The 16,019-nt window shown below is 63.1% G+C and carries 10 protein-coding genes; 3 read left to right on the forward strand and 7 right to left on the reverse strand.

Annotated features, from left to right (window positions below; all coding sequences use genetic code 11):
• Positions 1-40: 40 nt before the first annotated feature.
• The 3 genes from NYP18_RS13160 to NYP18_RS13170 all read right to left on the reverse strand — a co-directional run bounded on the left by NYP18_RS13160 (position 41) and on the right by NYP18_RS13170 (position 6,302).
• Positions 41-3,274, reverse strand: a complete 3,234-nt coding sequence (locus NYP18_RS13160; protein ID WP_259428657.1) for a beta-phosphoglucomutase family hydrolase — start codon at positions 3,272-3,274, stop codon at positions 41-43.
• A 1-nt stretch (position 3,275) separates the two neighbouring features.
• Entirely contained in the window at positions 3,276-5,690 is a 2,415-nt protein-coding gene (locus NYP18_RS13165) for a phosphoketolase family protein (protein ID WP_259428667.1), read from the reverse strand.
• Positions 5,691-5,891: 201 nt separating this feature from the next.
• Entirely contained in the window at positions 5,892-6,302 is a 411-nt protein-coding gene (locus NYP18_RS13170; protein WP_259428658.1) for a four-helix bundle copper-binding protein, read from the reverse strand.
• Positions 6,303-6,672: 370 nt separating this feature from the next.
• Here NYP18_RS13170 and NYP18_RS13175 point away from each other — a divergent pair, with 370 nt between their 5' ends.
• Positions 6,673-7,248 carry a YdhK family protein gene (locus NYP18_RS13175; RefSeq protein WP_259428659.1) on the forward strand — a complete coding sequence of 192 codons (576 nt, stop codon included), beginning with the start codon at positions 6,673-6,675 and terminating at the stop codon, positions 7,246-7,248.
• A 383-nt stretch (positions 7,249-7,631) separates the two neighbouring features.
• Here the strand turns inward: NYP18_RS13175 and NYP18_RS13180 are convergent, their stop codons facing one another.
• The 3 genes from NYP18_RS13180 to NYP18_RS13190 all read right to left on the reverse strand — a co-directional run bounded on the left by NYP18_RS13180 (position 7,632) and on the right by NYP18_RS13190 (position 9,808).
• Positions 7,632-8,243 carry a methyltransferase domain-containing protein gene (locus NYP18_RS13180; protein WP_259428660.1) on the reverse strand — a complete coding sequence of 204 codons (612 nt, stop codon included), beginning with the start codon at positions 8,241-8,243 and terminating at the stop codon, positions 7,632-7,634.
• A gap of 528 nt (positions 8,244-8,771) precedes the next feature.
• Positions 8,772-9,233 (reverse strand): hypothetical protein, encoded by a 462-nt coding sequence (locus tag NYP18_RS13185; RefSeq protein ID WP_259428661.1) that lies wholly within the window; start codon positions 9,231-9,233, stop codon positions 8,772-8,774.
• A gap of 119 nt (positions 9,234-9,352) precedes the next feature.
• Positions 9,353-9,808: a hypothetical protein gene (locus NYP18_RS13190; protein WP_259428662.1), complete on the reverse strand. Its 456-nt coding sequence runs from the start codon at positions 9,806-9,808 to the stop codon at positions 9,353-9,355.
• Between the two features lie 265 nt (positions 9,809-10,073).
• On the opposite strand from NYP18_RS13190, the gene mobF reads away from it, so the two are divergent.
• Complete coding sequence (gene mobF, locus NYP18_RS13195) at positions 10,074-14,087, forward strand: MobF family relaxase (protein ID WP_259428663.1); 4,014 nt, start codon at positions 10,074-10,076, stop codon at positions 14,085-14,087.
• Positions 14,088-14,216: 129 nt separating this feature from the next.
• On the opposite strand, the gene NYP18_RS13200 is transcribed toward mobF, so the two are convergent.
• Entirely contained in the window at positions 14,217-14,945 is a 729-nt protein-coding gene (locus NYP18_RS13200; RefSeq protein ID WP_259428665.1) for a ParA family protein, read from the reverse strand.
• 449 nt (positions 14,946-15,394) lie between these two features.
• Between NYP18_RS13200 and NYP18_RS13205 the strand changes: the two genes are divergently transcribed.
• Complete coding sequence (locus tag NYP18_RS13205; RefSeq protein WP_156229536.1) at positions 15,395-15,643, forward strand: helix-turn-helix domain-containing protein; 249 nt, start codon at positions 15,395-15,397, stop codon at positions 15,641-15,643.
• The last annotated feature ends 376 nt before the right edge of the window (positions 15,644-16,019 follow it).

The following is a 16,019-nucleotide window of genomic DNA, read 5'->3' on the forward strand; positions in this document are numbered from 1 at the left end:
GAGCAGGTCGTGCCCAAGGCCTCTTTCTGCGGGGTGGACATCAAGGGTCTTCTCCCCTGGTTATGCCCGAGGGAGAGATGTCCGGCGGGTCGCGTCGTATCCCCAACAGGTCCGTTGACTGCCCACCGGCGAGTTCCACATACGCTCCCGCGCTCCCGACCGAGATGGGTGGGGCAGTACTGGGGTGTAGGTGGATGACCAAACTATCGATGCTCAGGGCAACATCGATCAGGTGCCCGCGGTACTGGATCTGGAACTCCACTTTTTCCAGGTGGGCAGGCAGTCGGGGAGTAAAAGTGAGGGCGTTGGCTTCGGTCTGCAGACCGGCAAAAGAGCGGGTAAGGATATCCACCGTGCCCGCCATCGCACCCAGGTGAATTCCTTCGCCCGTGGTTCCCCCCTGGGTGTCATCCAGGTCAGCGACAAGGGCTTCGCGAAACAGTGCCCAGGCCTGGTCTTCGTTGAAGCGGGAGAGCACCGAGGAATGGACCACCCGGCTGAGGGTGGATCCTTCTGAGGTGCGGGACACGTAGTACTCCACGGTGCGTTTCAGATCAGTGTCGGAGAAAGAATAACCGAGCCTGCCGAGTTGAGTGATGACACCGGCTGGCCCCAACAGATAGACGAGCATCAATACATCGGCTTGTTTGGCCAGTTTATACCGATTGGTGGTGTCCTTTTCGGCTTCCAGGATGAGGTCGAGCCGACCGATGTTGCCGTACTTTGCCCGGTATCGCGACCAGTCCAGTTCCAGCAGGTCCTCGTACCCGTCGAATTGACTGATCATCCCGTCGGAGTGGAACACGACGTTCAGGGCGCTGCTCAGCTGGGACCAGTGGTGGATTTCGTCGGGGGTGATCTCCAATCGGTCGATGAGGTCATGTTCGTGGTGGCCGGCCAGTTCCCGGAGGGCATCGATCGCCCGTTCACAGACCCAGGAGAGAAGAATGTTGGTGTAGGCATTATCGCTCAGGCCCTCTCCGGGATGATCGGGGTAGCCATCGTGGTATTCGTCCGGCCCCATCACCCCGGTGAGGTGATATCTTCCGGTGGCATCGTCATAGGTGGTCAGGGAGGCGAACATCCTGGTTATCTCGATGATCAGTTCCGCTCCGCGGGTGGCCAGCCAGTCCCGGTCACCGGTGGCCTGAAAATACTGCCAGGCGTTGTAGGCGATGGCCAGACCGACGTGGCGCTGCCGGCTGGAGTTGTCTGGCATCCACCGGGCGGATCGTGGATTGTAGAGCCACTGGGGTGTCTCCTCCCGCCCGTCGCTGCCGCTCTGCCACGGAAACAGTGCTCCGTTGAGATCCTGCGCCCGGGCGGCGGCCCGCGCAGCGTCCAGCCGCTGCCACCGGTACTCCAGAAGTGCTTGACTTACCTGCGGCAGCCGCAGCCCGATAACCGGCAGGACGAACAGTTCATCCCAAAAGATATGCCCGCGGTACCCTTCCCCGTGCAGGCCCCGGGCCGGCACCCCGGCATCCAGTTCCGCGGTGTGCTCGGATATTGCCTGCAGCAGGTGAAACACGTGCAGGTTGAGTATCAACCGGGACTGGCGGTCCCCGTCGAAGGTCACCCCGAAGCGATCCCACAGGCGACGCCAGGCTGCTTCATGGTCGTGGAGCAGGGTGTCGAAGTCGCCGACATGGCGGGAGAGCTCGGTGAGCGCTGCCTCTCCCGGCGAGGAGATCGCCACATCCCGTGAGGTTACTACCGCCGCAGTTTTCATCGTCGTGGCGGTTTCCCCGTCGACCAGCTGAACATCAAAGGTGCGTAGGTGTCTCCTGCCGCCATCGTCGACGTCCCTGGCTGTTGCTTCCCGGCCAGGAAACTGCGTGCGTACCGCGAGGGCGATCCGAATCTGGCTCTGGTTGGTCTTCACCTCACACAGAACGGTGTGGTCGTCTAGGTCGGTAAAGACGGCGTCGCTCAGGTGCCTCTGCCCGCTGCCGATGTAGTCACGGACGTTGGTGTTGGCGACCTGCGCATCAATTCCGGCCCGGATGCTGACCGTACCGTTGAACCCGTGTGCCGTCACCGTGGTTTCCAGCGCCGCCAGGTGGGGGTTGTGCATGGAAACCAGCCGTCGCTGCACCACGATAAGCTGTGCGTCCCCGGGGCCGATGAGAGTGACCCGGCGGGTGAGCGTCCCGCGACGCAGATCGAGTTCAGTGCGATCCTCGGAGGCTCCCATCTCTCCGGTGGACCACCAGGGACCGTCGCCGATGCGAACGTCGACCGGCAGCCAGTTGGGGACGTTGACCAGGTGTTCTTCTTCCATTTCGCGGCCGTGGATGATGCCGGCCGTCCGGTTGTAGATACCCGAGAGGTAGGTCCCCGGATAGTGGATCCCGTCATCACCGCGTTCCGGGCGCACACCGCGGGTGGCCATGTAGCCGTTACCCAGGGCGGTCAGGGCCTCCCTATGGCCCTCGTGGGCCGGGTCGAATCCTTCGTAGACCAGCATCCAGGGGTCGGTGCGCGATGCGCCCAGATCCAACTGACCCACATCACCCAGGACGACATCAGCACCCGCCGCCTCCAGTTGCTCCCGGTACCCGGCGTGATCGATGCCCACCACCAGTCCGAAACCGCCGTCACGTCCTGCCTTAACCCCGGACACGGCATCCTCGATGACCACGGCACGCTCCGGGGACACTCCCAGCCGACGGGCCGCCTCGAGGAACATCGCCGGGTCCGGCTTGCTGGGCAAACCCTGCTCCGCGGCCACCTGACCGTCAATGATCACATCAAATGCCGACTCCAGGCCCGCGGCCTCCACCAGGGCATGCGCATTGCGGCTGGCCGTGACAAGACCCACCGGGACGCCTCCGCTGCGTAGACGTTCCAGCAACGCCACGGCTCCGGGATACACACTGACACCATCACGGGCCAGCGCAGCCAGAAACAGGTCATTTTTGCGGGCCCCCAGTCCGGCGACCGACCAGGCCTCCGGTCCATCCTCCGGGCTGCCGGTGGGAAGCCGGATACCGCGCGAGGTTAAAAACGCACGGATGCCGTCTTCGCGGATCCGCCCGTCCACATAAAGCCGGTAGTCCCGGTCGGCGTCAAACAGCGACGTGTCCGCTCCCACCCCGGATCTCGGGTCGGCCAGGACGGAGTCGAAGAGCTCCTTCCAGGCCGCCGCATGCACGTGGGCAGTCCGGGTGACGACCCCGTCCATGTCGAACAGCACCGCGTCATAGGGCAAGGCTGTGGGATGATTCGACGGCAGGGGAGGTGGGGTCTTCGGAGGATGTGACGGTGTCATCTCAGGCCGGTTCCTCCCGTGATGCCTGATCACGGGGAAGGTCGGGACCGGGGACAGCTGACCATTGCCAGTTGCTGATTTCCGGCATGTCTTCGCCGTGGGTGCGAATGTACTGGCGATGTTCGATCAAGGCGTTCTTGAATTTTTCGCGCGCGCTGGCCGACACGTCCTTGAGCCGGGGCACTCTGTCAATCACAGCCATGGCCAGGTGGAACCGGTCGATCCGGTTGAGCACACACATATCAAACGGTGTCGTCGTAGTGCCTTCCTCCCTAAAACCGTGGACATGGAAGTTGCCGTGGTTGGTCCGCCGGTAAGTGAGCCGGTGAATCAACCACGGATAACCGTGGTAGGCGAAGATCACTGGCTTGTCCGTGGTGAACAGCGCGTCGAAATCGGTGTCCGACAGCCCGTGCGGGCCTTCCGACTCGTGCTGCAGCCGGAGGAGGTCTACGACGTTGACCACCCGGATCGACAAATCCGGAAAGTGGGTGCGCAAAAGGTCCACGGCGGCGAGGGTCTCCATGGTGGGAACGTCCCCGGCACAACCCAGCACGACGTCCGGTTCCGCGTCCGGTTGTGTGCTGGCCCAGTCCCAGATGCCGATGCCCTTGGTGCAGTGGACGATGGCATCGTCCATGTCCAGGTACTGCAGCTGTGGCTGTTTACCGGCGACGATGACATTGACGTACTGACGGCTGCGCAGGCAGTGGTCAGCCACCGACAGCAGCGTGTTCGCATCCGGTGGTAGGTATACCCGGATGACCTCGGGTTTCTTGTTGAGCACGTGATCGATGAAGCCGGGATCCTGATGGGAGAAACCATTGTGGTCCTGCCGCCAGACGTGGGAGGTCACCAGATAGTTCAGGGAGGCCACCGGCCTGCGCCACGGGATACCGTTGGCCGTGTCCAACCACTTGGCGTGCTGATTGAACATGGAGTCCACAATATGGATGAAGGCCTCATAGCAGGAGAAGAATCCGTGTCGACCGGTGAGCAGGTAGCCCTCCAGCCAGCCCTGACAGGTGTGCTCGGACAGGATTTCCATGACTCGCCCGTCACGGGCCAGATGATCATCCCCGGGGACTGTTCCGGCATTCCAGGCCCGGTCCGTGGCCTCCAGAACCGCGGTCAGGCGGTTGGAGTTGTTCTCATCCGGGGCGAAGACCCGAAAATTGTCCATATTCGCAGCCATAATGTCGCGCAACATCTGCCCCAGCACCCGGGTTGCCTCGACCTGACCGGTGCCGGGTTCTTCCACCGGCACCGCGTAATCGCGAAAATCCGGCATCCGTAGATCCCGCAATAACGTGCCGCCATTGACATGGGGGTTGGCACTCATCCGTCTGTCCCCGACAGGGTGCAGAGTGCCGATCTCTTCGACCGGTTTCCCGGAGTCGTCGAAGAGCTCCTCTGGGCGGTAGCTGCGTAACCAGTCTTCGAGGATCTGCCGGTGGCTCTCGTTTTCCCGTGCCTCGCTGAAGGGAACCTGGTGGGAGCGCCAGGATCCTTCCACGTCCTGCCCATCCACTTCCGCCGGGCCGGTCCATCCCTTGGGGGAGCGCAACACGATCATCGGCCAGCGGGGCCTGTGCGTCTCTCCGTTCTCGCGGGCACGACGCTGGATCTGCGCAATTTCCTCCAGACAGGTATCCAAGGCACGGGCGAAGTCCTGGTGCATCTGTTCCGGGTCGTGGCCCTCCACGTAATAGGGCGTATGCCCGTAACCGCGCAGCAAGTCGTCCAACTCGTTATGGTCAATCCGTGCCAGGACGGTGGGACTGGCGATCTTGTAGCCGTTGAGGTGCAGGATCGGCAACACAGCTCCGTCGCGTGCCGGATTCATGAACTTGTTGGAGTGCCAGCTGGCTGCCAGCGGACCGGTTTCCGCCTCCCCATCGCCCACCACGGCCGCGACAATAAGGTCGGGGTTGTCGAAGGCCGCCCCGTAGGCGTGGGAGAGGGCGTAACCCAGTTCCCCGCCCTCGTGAATGGAGCCAGGAGTTTCCGGGGCCACATGGCTGGGAATCCCTCCGGGGAAGGAGAACTGCTTAAATAACTGTTTCATCCCCGCCAGGTCCTGGCTCACGTCCGGATAAGTCTGGCTATACGTCCCTTCCAGCCATCCCGCTGCCACCGGGCCTGGTCCACCGTGGCCGGGGCCCATGACGTAGATCATGTTGAGATCGCGTTTGATGATGCTGTGGTTTAAATGCGCGTAGATGAAGTTCAACCCCGGGGTGGTGCCCCAGTGCCCCAACAACCGGGGTTTGATGTGTTCGGGCTGCAACGGTTCGCGCAGCAGGGGATTGTCCATCAGGTAGATCTGCCCGACGGACAGATAGTTCGCTGCCCGCCACCAGGCATGAAGCCGGGTGAGTTCGGTGGGTGTCAGGCCCCCACCATCAGAGTGCATGTCAGTAGTGTTATTTACCATCTCATCTGTGCTTTCCCTCGGAATGTCGATGATCTGAACCACTGCGCTCACCTCGTGGCCACAACCGCAGGTGCGGGGCAATAGTGCTGGAGCAACGTCTCATTCGCGACGTTCCCGGAGAGCGAAGGCTCCTGCCTATCGGGAGGTGGGGGCGATAGTGAGCGTGGTCGTGGTGCGGGGTTAGCTCAAGGTGGCGAGCAGCTGCGCGCAGGCTTGTTCACACCGACGGCAGGCCTCGGCACAGACCTTGCAGTGCTCATGCATCTCAGCGTGGCGATCGCATTCCTCCCCACACGCCTGACACGCAGTACGACAGGCCTCCAGGAGGGAGCGGATGAGGTTGACATCCCAACCGCCGGGACGCGAAAGCACCCGGCCGGTGGTCTCACAGATGTCAGCGCAGTCGAGGTTGAGGCGGATGCAGGTGGTCAGCTCCGCGACCATGTTCTCGCTCAGGCAGGCATCCGCGCAGGCGGTGCAGGTCTGGGCGCACTCGAAGCAGGCTGCGATGCATTCGGCCAGTGCATCCTGGTCGATCTGGCTCAGGTCTTTCGGGTGGGTATCCAGCATGGTGCGTACGTGATGAGTCATGTCGTGCTCCCTATCTCGCGTCGATCCGAAAAAAGCCGGTCGAGCCGACCAGCCCACACCCTCGACCCTAGGGGTCTCCCGGTTCGAATCACGGGGTTAGATCATGAAGATTTCATGAAGAAACCCCTTCTCCGCCCCGCGGCTTAAAGCCGCTAGGAAGTCCCTGGGTAACGTGGCCAGTGCCCGGGCAGTAGCTGCGTCGAGTGGGCCGACCACAGGCTCCCCAGAGCCGGACGCTGTCCTACCCCAGGCCTTAGCCCAGTGGCACCTATCGAGCCGGAGGAGTGACAAGCCACGACGCTAGTGAACAGCACCATCCCTTTCTGACTCTCAGCTTCTGCACCAACCAAGAAACCTAGAAAGCATTATCGTGAAACGCACCATTGCTCTAGCCGCCCTCACCCTCACCTCTACCCTGGTACTGGCCGCCTGCGCGGACGACACCGCATCCGACGCACCCGAGACCACGACCACCCAGGCCTCCGCGGAGGCTGGCATGGACGCAGAAGGTCATGACCATCCGGCTGATGGTGGGCAACCCCCGGCAGGGATCGTAGCGGAGGAGAATCCGACCTACCCGGTGGGCACTGAGGTCATCCTCACCGCCGATCACATGCCGGGCATGGAGGGGGCCACCGCGACGGTCTCCGGGGCGTTTGACACCACCACCTACTCCGTCAGCTACACCCCCACCACCGGTGGCGGCCCGGTCACCGATCACCGGTGGGTAGTCCATGAGGAGCTCGTCGACCCGGGTGCGGCTCCGCTGCCCGATGGGGCCGCGGTCGTCCTCGACGCCGAGCACATGACGGGGATGCATGGGGCGGAAGCCAACATCGACTATTCCACTGATGAGACGGTGTACATGGTGGATCTCACCGTCGACGGGATGACCATGACCAATCACAAGTGGGTCACCGAAAGCGAGATCTCCCCGGCGGAGTAAGACGCACCAACCGCAACCTAAACACCCAGGGGCCTCACCTATCTGGTTGAGGTCCCTGGGTGTTTGTGTCTTGGGTTTCTCCCCTAGGGTGAGGTGGTTCTTGTCGTGGGTGAGCATCTTCCGGGCCAGTCGGTAGGCGTGGGTGTTGCCTCCCTGGCGGACGACGTCACGGACGAGTCGGGAGCGTTCCCACCGGTGACTCTGCCGGTGGCGGGGGTGTTTGCTTGATGGCGGCCGATCTTCACGGGGTGGCGGATGTTCTCTGATTTGCTGGCCAGCCATAGCCCTCGGGAGGCGAGATGGCCTCGCACCAGATCCAGCACCGGTCATCGTTACCGCTGATGACCTGGCCTTATTAGTTGCAGCTTATCTTCGCTAAACAGCTACGTACTGTACCCAGAGTTACCGGGGTTGTGGTCGGCGATACTCGGCTTCTGCACTACGAACCGCAGGACCAGACCACCGTACGCGGAGCGAAGTCGAAGCGGTTCCAGACCAGCTTGTTTCAGGGCGGATTCGAAGGCGGCGGCCTCGAAGAGGCGGTGCGGGGAGCCGTCGACCCGGTGAAGCCAATTCGCCGCGCGCGAGGAGAGCAGGTCGTATCCCACGAATAACCCGCCCGGGCGCAGGACCCGAGTCACCTCAGCCACCGCCTGCTCCCATTCGACCACGTGATGGAGCATGAGAAAGCTCAACACCGTGTCGAAGGATTCGTCGGCAAAGGGCAGGGCAGTGGCATCGGCCTGACGTGTCTCAATGGGAAGTCCTGCGAGGGATCGCTGCGCAGCCTGGACCATAGCGGGATCCACGTCGGTCGTCGTGAGGTTCACCTGACCGTGGGACTGGATGATTGCTTCAGCCATCGCTCCGCTGCCGCCCCCGATCTCCAGAATACGTCCAGTGAGGGACCAGCCCTGAGTAATCCAGGGAACCATCTTTGGGGCCAGAAGACGCCACAGCGCACTGCGGCAGAACGAAGCTTCTACAGTTGACATCCGGGGCATGGCTTCCTCGTATCTACGGGGTGGGCTGAGCACGAACCAGTTTTCCGAGCGGCAACACCGCATCGCACTCGGCTGCCCTGGCTCTCTCAACGGGACACCGTGTCGCCGATGGTAATCGGCGCAGCAGCTCGCATCGCCGCGCGAGCGGCCAGGTTTCCCGACCCGTCCGGAGTAAGGCACCTCCGCTGGGCCTGGGTAGTTGAGCATCAGGTGGTGGCTGCATGGGTCGCCAGGTGTCCAGCAACCTCCCTGGTTCCGTGTGAACCGGGGGTCAGGAAGGCCGTGGGAAAATTCACGGGTCGGATCGTTCTCGCTTCGACACGGATGCGAGTGCAAGGCGGTGCATGCGGTGAGAAAATCACCCTAGTATCTCCACGGCCTCTGCGGGCGTGCGAGATCGTCCTGGACGTTCTAGTGGGTGCGACGGCCGGAAGCACCCACCAAGATCAGTGATCAGAACCCAACACAACCAACAACGCTACAACCATCAGGTTGCGGCGTTGTTTTTCTCTTTCCGCCTCACCATAACCCGGGTTGCTGATCCGGTGCGAGGGCATCACCTTTGGCGGCGCGTAGTGCCGTCTCGTTCCAGCCTTCAAGGACTGCTTCCCTCACACGGTAGGAGCGTTGGGCGCGGTCGTAGCTGGCGACGACTTGTCGGTTGGAGGAGTGTCGTCCCAGGGCCACGGCCCGGGCAAGGTTGGTGGCCTGGGTCGTCAGCCTCAGGTGGTCGTCGGCGACGCGGACGCACAAGGGTTCGCAGCAGAAATGCTCACCGACAAGGTCTCCGGGAAGCTCACCACCGTGGGCGATCATCAGTGCCACGCGGTGGGCGGAGACGGTGCGGCGCCGGCGGTCTATCTGCCAGGTGAATCGGCCGTAGCCATCGGGGGAGGAAATCGCCCCGACCCAGATCCAACACTGCTCCCCTTCCCCGCGGACAACGTGGCGCCAGAAGCGTTGTTGAGCACGCTGGGTCAACGGCAGGCCGGGGGCGGGAATGACCGGGATCCGTGACCTTCGGACAGCAGAGTCAGTCGCCCTAGGGGGTGCGGGAAACAGGCCGTTGTCAATCACATGTCACCGCCGCTTCGTCAGCGTTAATGAACGGGAACTGGGTCGCTGGAATGCACCGTCATGACGTCGTGCTTCGCGTCGTCATTCACGTCCTGGTCGGCTCCTGAGTCACCAGAAAACTCCGATCCTTCCGAGACGTCAACGCCCCCAGCAGACGTGGTCAGTTCATCGCCTTCTTCGGTCTCATTCTCGTCGTTCGCCTGCAACGCTTCTGCTTCCTTCGCTGCCCGCATTGCCGCCGAGACCTCACGCGGAGCCAGACCAGTGCGCTCGGCAATATCTGCCCGGCTCAGCCCCATCCCGCGTAATTCATTGAAAGCATGGCCGAGACGAACCTCCGCCTGATCCCGAGCATCCACTGCCGTCAACGCCTCGGTGAACAGGTCGACCTGACGCTTGAGTTTCTCCTGATCCCCCTGTACTGCCAGGCGTGCCCGCTGGCGGGCATTCAAAGTTCCTTTTCTGGCCACCGCCATCATCAACCACTCCCTGTTGCTTTCGTCCGCTGTGTCTTGTTTCTGTTCTCGACCCTAGCGCACCCCTACGACCCACGCCGCCGCTCCTCTCCCACTCACGTCAGGCCGCCGAACCGTCGCCGACCTGCCTCGTGTCTTCCGCCCCGCTTCAGCCACATAAACTGGCACACACCTATTGCAGATAATCTGACTGTCGGTTTTCCCAGCTCACAGAATCGCCGTTGCACTCGCCTGTCAGCGCCCCACCAATCACCGTAAGCTTGGGGCCATGATGTCAGTTCGGGTGGTCAACGCGGGAGACGGGTACGCCTATCTTCTCGACTCTGTGGCCGCCCACGACGACACCGGAAGTGCTGGCACCTCGCTGTCGGATTACTACCAGGCCACCGGCACCCCACCCGGCCGCTGGTTTGGCAAAGGTATCCACGGCCTGGGTGCCACCACCATCGGTTCTGGTGTGGTGGTGGGTGAGGCGCAGATGGCCGCACTTTATGGTGAAGGCCTGCACCCGGACGCCGACCACCAGATGCTCCACGAGGGCGCAACGATCAAGGATGTGCAGCTGGGTCGGCGGTTTCCCATCTACACCAAAGGCGTGCCGGTGCTGGAGGCGATCAAGGCGGCCGAAGCGCAATTCCTCAGCGCCAACCAGCGCCGGCCGAACACGGATGAACGCAACGTCATCGGCCTGGAGATCGCCCGCCCCCACTACGAAACCGCACAAGGTCTTAACACCAGTTCACCGCGGGAAGTGCTGGCCTGGCTGAATGATGAGAAGAACAAGGTCAAGCAGGCCACCTCGGGGGTGGATCTGACGTTTTCGCCGCAGAAATCCGTCTCCGTCCTCTGGGCGCTGGGCGACGATGAGACACGGAAGGCCATCGAGGAAATCCACCAGGAGACGGTGACCGATTGCCTGGCCTGGATCGAAGACCACGTGTTGTTCACCCGCACCGGCTCACGCGGGGAACGCCAGATCCGTGCACGCGGCATGATCGCGGCCACCTTCGTCCACTTCGATACCCGGGCAGGGGACCCGGACCTGCACACCCACTGTTTGATCTCGAATAAAGTCCAGGCGGATCCTGAGACACCTGGCATGACGAAGGCGGAGGCGGATAAGTGGCGCAGCATCGACGCCTCGCACTTGTTGAAGAACTCCGCTTTAGCTGGTCAGCGCTACCAGCAGCTACTCAACCAACGCCTGACCGAGCGTCTCGGGCTGGAGTTTCGACCGCGTATCACCGCCGAGGACAAGCAGCCGGTGTGGGAGATCGCCGGCATCGATGATGACCTCATCACACACTTCTCCTCGCGTCGCACCATGGCCCGGCCCGTCTACGAGAAGTACGCCGCGGAGTATGCCGCCACGCACGGGCATGCCCCGTCGGATCGGGTGCGCTACGGCCTGTGGCAGCAGGCCATTCTCGACACCCGGGATGCGAAGAAGCCGGCCCAGTCGCTGGAAGATCACCGCGCCCAGTGGGCCACCATGGCAGGTGGGCAGCAGCTGTCAGCGGCTCGTCTTGCCGCGGAGGCGCCGGCGCGGGAAATGTTCCCTCACGCTGGCACCACAGCCTATGAGGAGGCGGTCGCGCGTCTGGCGCATCAGGCCACCGAAGACACCCGCAGCAGACGCGCGGAGTTCTACCAGCGCCACCTGAGCACCTCAGTGACCATGCGCATGAACCAATGGCGCTTCACCTCCGAGGAGGTGGCCGAGCAGGTGCGCGCGGATACCGTCCGTTTCGCCCGTGAGCACCTCATCGTCGCGCTCACCCCACCGGCTGATCAGATGCTCCCGGCAGCGCTGCTGCATGCCGATGGCCGCGCCATCGACCAGGACCAGGACGCAGCAATGCTCACCGCCACAGCCACCCTGCACGAGGAAGCCATCGTGCTCGACGCGGTCGGTGAACCGACCGCGCACATGGCCACCCGCGCACACGTCCAGACAGCACTGGCAGACCATGCCTCAACGTCCGGGTTCGAGCTCAACGACGGCCAGCAGCTGCTGGTCTCTCACCTGACGGAATCCGGGGCGCAGCTCACCGCCGGCGTGGGACCTGCCGGTACCGGCAAAACCGCGTCCATGGCCGTGGTCGCCCGCATCTGGCAGGTGCACGGCCACGACGTCATTGCCCTGGCCCCCTCGGCCACGGCTGCTCAGCAACTTGGGCACGACATCCACGTCCAGGGCCACACGTTGGCCTCGCTGACCTACCGCTGGCGCGGCATGGTCGGCGATCACCCACGCAGCCTCGACCACCTCGGCATCACCCTGAACCCTGGGGACATGCTCCTGCTCGATGAAGCCGGCATGGCCACCACCGCCGACCTCGCAGCCCTCGTCGAAATCGCCCAGGCGTCTGGTGCAGTAGTCCGCATGGTCGGTGACCCCCACCAGCTCGACGCCGTAGAAACCGGCGGACTCTTCCGCACCCTGGTCAAACGAGACCAGTCGATCGAACTCGACCAGGTGATGCGCATGGGAGCAGACACCGCCCAAGCCACAGCTGGCCTGGCCATACGCCACGGTGACGTGGGCGGCCTGGAGCTCTACCACTCCCGTGGCTGGGTCCACCACGGCGCACGTAGCGATATGGTCACCGCCGCCGCCCACGCCCATCTCGCCGACGAGGCCGCCGGGCATACCGGCATTCTCATCGCCTCCACCCGCGCCGATGTGGACGTAGCGAACCAGATCATCCGGGATGCCCGCTGCGAGCGCGGCCTCATCGACACCGACGGCCCACAGATCACCCTGGGGACCGGGCATCAGGCAGCGGCAGGGGATGTGATCCTCACCCGCAGGAATCAGACTGTTGGTGGGCAGCGGGTGCTCAACGGCCACCGCTTCACCATCACCCACATCCGCCAGGACGGCTCCCTCGAGGTGACCTCACAAGAGCGCCGCCGGCCCCTGGTCCTGCCGGCTCAGTACGTCGCAGAGCATGTCCAGCTCGGTTACGCCGCGACGGTGCATCGCGCCCAGGGGGTGACCGTCGATATCGCCCGCGCCATTGTGGGGCCTGAGACCGACCGACGCGGCCTGTACGTCGCACTCACGCGCGGCAAAAAGCAGAACCACCTCTATGTTGCCGAGGACACCCGCATTGATCTGGATTCTGAGGACGCGCACTGGCACATGTCCGGCGAGCACCACGCCCTAGACCACCACGAGATCCTTGAGGGCATTGTGGCCACCGATGACGGCCACGTCAGTGCCCATGACCTTGCATGCGCAGAACTCACCCACGCCACCAGCCCCGAGCGCAAGAAGGAGCTGCTGGCCACCGCCTGCGATGTGCTCACCACCTCGTGGCGTCGCACCCAACTGGAACCAGACGTCCGCGAACTACTGGACGCCCTGCCGGTCACGCTCACCGCACCGGTGGATGAGGACCAGGCCATCGAACGCATCGCCACGACTGCCACCCGCCTGGCTCGTCACGGCATCGACTACCGCGACCTGATCGGTGAGGCCACACAGGATCTGGAAGGTGCCCGCGATGTCGCAGCGGTCATCGCCCACCGCCTCGAGTCACACCTCCCCTCTTCTGCCCCTAAGCTGGCCGCTCTGCCCCCGCGCCATATCGGCCAGGACGTCGAACTCTACGACTGGGCCACCACCACCCGTGACGAGCTGGCGGGCGACACTGTCCGCGACCTGCGACCGCTGGATACTCCCCTGCCGGAGCGCGGGGAGATCCACGGCTGGGACTTGAGCAACACGGATCTGCGCGGGATGGAGCTGACGGGGGTGAAGTTCATCGACTGTGACTTGCGTGGTGCTGCCTTCGACGACACCGATTTCCACCAGGTCAGCTTCCGGTCCTGTCAGATGCAGGGTGCGAGCTTCACCTCTGCGCGCTTCGGGGTGGGTGATGGCCCCTTCCAGGTTATTCCCCTCCACAAGTGTGATCTTGAGGGGGCGGATTTCAGCGACGCGCAGATGGTCCGCACCAGGTTCACCATGTGCTCGCTGGCCGGTGCCCGCTTCACGGGCGCACAGATCGCCGGATATCTCCAGAGTGTGGATTTCACCGGCGTAGATTTCACCGACGCTCACGTCAGCACTCGCATCAGCGTCGCGGACTGTGTCCTCGATGAGCACGCCCCAGAAGCCCTGCACGAGGCCCAGGGCGAGACAGTCGCCGACCGCGAGCGCGCCCGCCAGAACCGGATGAGAAATGATCATGCCGCGCAGGAGACCTACGCGGCACCCACCCACCACCAGCAGCAGGTCGTTGATTACACCCAGGGTGGTCTCGAACTGTAACCACGCCCGCAGCGACGAGGGGACAGCTCAGCCCGGCAGGAAGGAACGGGAGGAATCCATGACGGAACCCGAAACCGCCCTCGGCTCTTTCATGATCCTGGAGGCGCCCAGGACCACTGCGCCGCCCCGTTACGGGGCAGGAGAAGAGGTCTGTCGAGGATCGTAGATCGGGCAGTAGGCACGCTCACCCAGGCCGACAAAGAGGCTGGCCCCCTGCTTGTCCTCCCACGCTTCCCGGTTGCGCAGACCTGCCGCGGATTCCTGTGGCAGGTCGATGATGGTGTCGAGGTCGGTGACCACATCCTCATATCCACCCAGAAACTCCGGTGGGTGATCACCGTAGATGGTGGCGAAGAATTGCCGGTGATCAATCACCGTCGGCACGACGAGAACACCATCCTTCTCGTACTGGCGGCGCCACTGCCCCACCGCTATCGTCCGGCGGTATGCCTGGGTAAGCAGCACCGCATGGGGTGCGTCCAGTGCACGGATTGTGGTGATCGTCGTGGGGTAGTCCGTTGCCGCTGGCAGGGTCGGCACCAGGACGAAGTCCGAGACCCGAGAGACCTCCTGAACGAACGGAAGATCATGCGAGGGGGTGTCGACGATGATGATCGACTCTGGGGCGGCACGCTCCACCATGCTTGCTACATCACTGCCTGCAGGGTGCGGGATCACGGCGAAGGGCAAGCGATGACCACCTGTTCTCGCGAGATAGGACCAGATTGTGGCACTTTCCTGCGGATCAGCATCGATTACTGTTACGGGTCGGTGCGTTCTGGAATAGGCGAACGCCAGCATGATCGCAGTGGTGGTACGCCCCGACCCGCCTTTGCTGTTGGCGATCGTCACAATCATGATCGACTCCTCACATCGATGAGCAACCAGAGCACTACCGGTCTCCTCCCCTGCCGGTTACTTTCCAGCTGTCTGTAGGGCCGTAGGCGTTTTCAAGGGCATCGTGGATGAAGTTCCCACATGTGCCTGCCTGTCTGGGCCTCCAGCTGGGCTATGAGGCGACGGTGCTCCACCGTCATCTGGGTGGTCACCTTCACCACCGCCGGCGGATGCCACCCATAGATCCCTCCCCCGCTGGCAGGCTGGACCTCCACCTCACCTTGCGGGGTGGCATCGCGGACAGAGCCCTGTGGCCGGACAACCCGACGGCGGGGGCGAGGGTGCTTGGGCATCGCGTGCTCCTCCTGATGGGATACCGCTTACAAAAAGCTACTTATAGTCTATCTACTTTTAGTCGGTGTCCTTATAGTCTGTCGACTTTTAGTGTCAATCTGATGATTTTGGGAGGAGTGAGCACTGATGATGACCTCCTTCGCGAATTCGGCCTGAGAATGAAAGCAGCCCGCCAGGCCGCGGGCCTGTCCCAGGAAGCACTGGCCCACCTCGCGGGGCTGCACCGCACCTACGTCAGCTCGGTGGAACGCGGCGAGCGCAACATCGCACTGCTCAACATGGTCACCCTCGCCACCGTGCTCGACGTCGACGCCGGAACACTGATCGCCGGGATGGCCCGGCCACCAAAATCCAAAGACAAATAGCCGGCAACTCTAGGAAGAGCGCCTGGTCAGCAAAGGCTCACTGGCGAGACGCTTCGCGAAACCAGCCGGCAACTCCCCCACCCCTGGCTGCAGCCTGGGCCAGAATTGAAGTGCCCATCCAGCCCCCTTCCAGAATTGGGTTAAAATCCATCCCCGGCCACGCCCCGTCTCGCTTCGGGCCGGTGGTCGGTAACCGCTTTTCCAGCTTTCCAGCTTTACGGTTTTACGGTTGCCGTATTTCCAGCAATGCGGTTTAATTTCCTGCCAGGAGGGTCGTCTCGCTTCGGGCCGGTGGTCGGTAACCGCTTTTCCAGCTTTCCAGCTTTACGGCTTTACGGTTGCCGTATTTCCAGCAATGCGGTTTAATTTCCTGCCA

This window comes from Corynebacterium lemuris (genome assembly GCF_024919295.1).
Lineage (GTDB): Bacteria > Actinomycetota > Actinomycetes > Mycobacteriales > Mycobacteriaceae > Corynebacterium > Corynebacterium lemuris.

Excerpts from the sequence above, each read along its gene's own strand:
- NYP18_RS13160 (WP_259428657.1), bottom strand. The coding sequence starts at position 3,274 with ATGACACCGTCACATCCTCCGAAGACCCCACCTCCCCTGCCGTCGAAT.
- NYP18_RS13165 (WP_259428667.1), bottom strand. The coding sequence starts at position 5,690 with ATGCACTCTGATGGTGGGGGCCTGACACCCACCGAACTCACCCGGCTT.
- NYP18_RS13170 (WP_259428658.1), bottom strand. The coding sequence starts at position 6,302 with ATGACTCATCACGTACGCACCATGCTGGATACCCACCCGAAAGACCTG.
- NYP18_RS13180 (WP_259428660.1), bottom strand. The coding sequence starts at position 8,243 with ATGTCAACTGTAGAAGCTTCGTTCTGCCGCAGTGCGCTGTGGCGTCTT.
- NYP18_RS13190 (WP_259428662.1), bottom strand. The coding sequence starts at position 9,808 with ATGATGGCGGTGGCCAGAAAAGGAACTTTGAATGCCCGCCAGCGGGCA.
- mobF (WP_259428663.1), top strand. The coding sequence starts at position 10,074 with ATGATGTCAGTTCGGGTGGTCAACGCGGGAGACGGGTACGCCTATCTT.
- NYP18_RS13200 (WP_259428665.1), bottom strand. The coding sequence starts at position 14,945 with ATGATTGTGACGATCGCCAACAGCAAAGGCGGGTCGGGGCGTACCACC.